Source organism: Streptomyces sp. NPDC005574, assembly GCF_040605435.1.
In the GTDB taxonomy this organism is placed as follows: Bacteria; Actinomycetota; Actinomycetes; order Streptomycetales; family Streptomycetaceae; genus Streptomyces.
Genome location: NZ_JBEXCW010000222.1, coordinates 1 through 4,059, shown reverse-complemented (window position 1 = coordinate 4,059; position 4,059 = coordinate 1). Strand labels below are relative to the sequence as shown.

At 62.9% G+C, this 4,059-nt stretch carries 2 protein-coding genes and 1 pseudogene; all 3 read left to right on the top strand.

Annotated features, from left to right (window positions below):
• Positions 1 to 115 precede the first annotated feature (115 nt).
• A pseudogene (locus tag ABZT03_RS43305) lies at positions 116 to 307 on the top strand (IS6 family transposase); the annotation flags it as partial.
• A gap of 398 nt (positions 308 to 705) precedes the next feature.
• Positions 706 to 2,721, top strand: coding sequence for a neutral/alkaline ceramidase (locus tag ABZT03_RS43300; RefSeq protein ID WP_356049696.1), 2,016 nt, complete (start codon positions 706 to 708; stop codon positions 2,719 to 2,721).
• Positions 2,722 to 2,975: 254 nt separating this feature from the next.
• Entirely contained in the window at positions 2,976 to 3,944 is a 969-nt protein-coding gene (gene sph, locus ABZT03_RS43295; protein WP_356049694.1) for a sphingomyelin phosphodiesterase, read from the top strand.
• Positions 3,945 to 4,059: the final 115 nt, after the last annotated feature.

Sequence of the window (4,059 nt, the reverse complement as noted above, 5' to 3'; positions counted from 1 at the left end):
GGCCACCAGCCGCACCGCACGCTCCCGCAGCTCGGCCGGGTAGTTCCTCGAAGGACGTGACATGGACTCCATCTCCTCACGAAGTGGAGTCTCCGGACACGCCGGGGCGGTTCACGAACGCGCGATGAAGGGCTTTCGATCCGTCAGCGCAGCGCAACGCTTCCCGGGAGCGTTCAGCAGCATCTCACCCCACTTCCCGCCCCCACGCCACCCCATAACCGCCGCCCGCCACCGAGCAGAAAAGATCATCCGCTTCGCCGTCTGGGACCAGATCACCGGCGCCACCGGCCTGCCCGCCATGGCCTGACCAACCGTCACCACCACGACCGAACACGCCCCGAACCGGATCCCAGCACCGACAAATCACCCAACCTGACAACACCGCCAGGACGGTTCCTTCCTTTCAGAAGTGGGAATAATAGAGCATGCTTGCATTGTGAGGTCCTGGGTGATGCGAAACGCATCGCAGCCCTGTGCTCGCTGTGAACGCAATTGCGCGCATGAACGTCCACTGAAGATCAGACCATCCCACGGTTCTTGACGCGTTCTGCCCGGCGGTGCACCACTCTCGCATGCAGGATTGCCAGCCAGGTCAGTGCCACCAACTGTCGGACAGCCCGGGGCATCGGACGCCCTTGACGCGATCGGTCCAGCGCCACCGGAAACACTCCCCCATCCCGACGGGAGAAGACTGCACTCATGTCAATGAGCAGAAGGCGCCTGCTGGCCGGCCTGGCTGGCTTGTCGGCCGCCCCCCATGTGGTGAACTCCGTAGGGTCCGTTGCGGCGCAAGGTGAGTATCTGGTCGGGTCCGGGATCTCGGACGTAACCGGTCCGGCGGCCGAGAACGGCATGATGGGATACTCCTTAACCCAGCAGAAGACCACCGGAATCCATCTGCGCTGCAGGGCACGGGCGTATGTGGTGGTGGATTCCGCGGGCAAGCGGGTCGTGTTCGTCACGGCCGATCTGGCTGCGATCTTCCAGTCCGTTCATCAGGGCGTGCTAGCCAGGTTGACGAAGGTGTATGGGGGTCTGTACACCGAGCAGAACGTTTTACTGAATGCCACGCACACGCATTCTGCATGCGGCGGAGATTCGCACTACGCGCTGTACAATCTTTCGATTCTCGGGTTCCAGGAGCAGACGTACAACGGTGTTGTCGCAGGGGTTGTCGAGGCGATTGGCAGGGCACACAACAACCTCGCGCCCGGAAGCATGCTGATCGGGCGCACCGCGTTGACCGACGCCAGCGCCAACCGCTCATTGGTGGCGTTCGATCGCAACCCCGCGGAGGACAAGGCGCAGTTCCCGCTGGCGATCGATCCCGCAGTGACGGTGCTGCGATTCAGGCAGGGAGGTCGTGATATCGGCGCGATCAGCTGGTTCGCCACACACGGCACGTCAATGACGGGAGCGAACCGGCTGATCAGCGGTGACAACAAGGGCTACGCCGCCTATGCATGGGAGCACGACTACGCCGGGGTCCGCTATCTCGATGGGCCGCCCGGATTCGTCGCGAGCTTCCCACAAACCAATTCCGGCGATGTGACGCCGAACCTGAACCTCCGTCCGGGATCCGGCCCGACCGAGAACGAGTTCGAGAACACGCGGATCATCGGCGACCGCCAGTTCCGTGCAGCACTGCACGCGTTCGGCTCGGCGGTCGAGCAGGTCACTGGCGGTGTCGACTCCCGGCTGCGTTACGTGGACATGTCTACGGTGACAGTGGCTGGGCAGTACACGCCGGACGGAAGACCGCACTCAACATGCAAAGCTGCTATCGGCACCTCCACACTGGCGGGCAGCACCGAGGACGGGCCGGGAATCCCCATACCGGAAGGCGCCCAAAACCCGCTCGTCCAAGCGCTCGGCGGACTGGAGGCGCCGATCCCACAGGCTCTCGCCGATGCTCAGGCACCCAAAATCGTGGTCTTACCCACCGGAATAATGCAGCCGTACCCATGGACCCCGGACATACTGCCGCTGCAGATCGTCCGCATCGGGCAGCTGCATCTCATCGCGGGACCCGCCGAGTACACCATCGTCGCCGGACTACGCCTCCGACAAACTGTGGCCGCAGAACTCGGCATCCCCCTGGAAAACGTCCTCGTCCAGGGCTATGCCAACGCCTACAGCCAGTACGTCACCACACCCGAGGAATACGACTCCCAGCATTACGAAGGCGGATCAACGCTCTTCGGCCGCTACACACTCCCCGCCTACCAACAGGAATTCGCCAAACTCGCTAACGCCTTGCGCACAGGAACATTTGATGGCCCGGGCCCCGTCCCGCGCGACCTGTCGGCAAGCCAACTCAACTTCCAGACCAGCGTCGTTTTTGACGACCCCGCGCCGTTGAAGAACTTCGGAGACGTCCTCACCCAGCCCAGAAGCAACTATCACCTTCTCGAACGGGTCACGGTCGTGTTCGTCACCGGCCACCCCAAGAACAACCCGCGCCGCGGCGGGACCTTCCTCGAAGTGCAACGCTTGACCGGCGGGCAGTGGACCCGTCACGCCGACGATGGCGACTGGGCCACGAAATACCGCTGGACCCGCACCCTCGGCGCCACCTCCTCCGCAACGATCACCTGGGACATCCCCGCAGACACCCCTACCGGCACCTACCGCATCACACACCACGGCAACTGGAAAAACGGACTCACCGGCCACATCACCCCCCTTAACGGCACCTCACACACCTTCGCCATCACCTGAGACCAGGACCTGATCCCACGCACAATCCGCAACCACACAAAAGCCCGACTTTCGACGCGTAGGCGCACGGAACTTGCCAGGCAATCTCGCCGAACAAGGCGTGAACGAACTGAGCTGAGATGGCCTCACCACATCACTTCACGGATCACAGCGAGGCACCGATGGAAGTCGCCCGCCAGGGCCCGAGTCGGCCTTTCGGCTGGGGCAGACGATGGTCGACTGCACTCCCAGATGTCAACAAGAGAGGCATCAGCATGCGAACCAGATCTTCCCTGCCGGCCGTCGTAGCCACCTTTCTCGCAGCCGCCGCAGTGTTCGGCACCACCGCGACCGCCGAAGCAACGAGCCTCAGCACAGCCACCGCGGCGCCGCCCCTCAACATCGTATCCAGCAACACGATGCTGTTGCCGTCCATAGTCGTCGACCAATGGGCGCAAGACTTCCGCGGCGGGCTCATCGGCACATCAGGCTATGTGCAGAACCACGACGTGATCGTCTTCCAGGAGCTGTTCGACAACAGCGCGTCAGGCATTTTGCAGAGCAAGATGAAGGCTCAATACCCGTACCAGACGCCGGTGATCGGCCGTTCCACCAGCGGATGGGACTCCACCCAGGGCAACTATTCCTTCTTCACCCCGGAGGACGGCGGCGCCGCCGTCCTGAGCCGCTGGCCGATCACGAACAAAACGCAGTTCATCTACGACGAGTCCTGCGGCAGCGACAGCTTCTCGGGCAAGGGCTTCGCCTATGTCCGGCTCAACGTCAACGGCACCCCAGTCAACGTCATCGGAACACACCTCCAGTCAGACGACGACGGCTGCAACACCGGCGAGGCGGCCAAAGTACGGTTAGCCCAGCTCAAAGAGATTCGAACTTTCGTCGACAGGCTCAAGATCCCGGCAAGTGAGGCGATCGTCTACGCCGGCGACATGAACATCGACCGTCACGGACCCGAGTACCCGACACTCCTGTCAACCCTGAACGCCTCTACCCCCGCCTTCACCGGCGTGCCCTACACCATGGACCCCGTGAGCAACTCACTCGCCAAGGCCCGCTACACCGGCGAACCACGCCAATGGCTCGACTACATCCTCTTCAACGCATCCCACGCCCACCCGGCGACCTGGACCAACTCCGGGCTCAACGTCCACCCCTCCCCGTGGACCTTGAACAGCACCCAGTACCGCGACTACTCGGACCACTACCCGATCCAGGGCTCATGACCCGAGCGTGGGTGTCTCGAGGGTCTGACACGAAAAGAAGAGAGTTGGTGCTGGTCAGGCGGTTACGGGTTCTACGATCGGGTCGAAGCGGATGGTGAGGCCGAGGCTGTTTGCT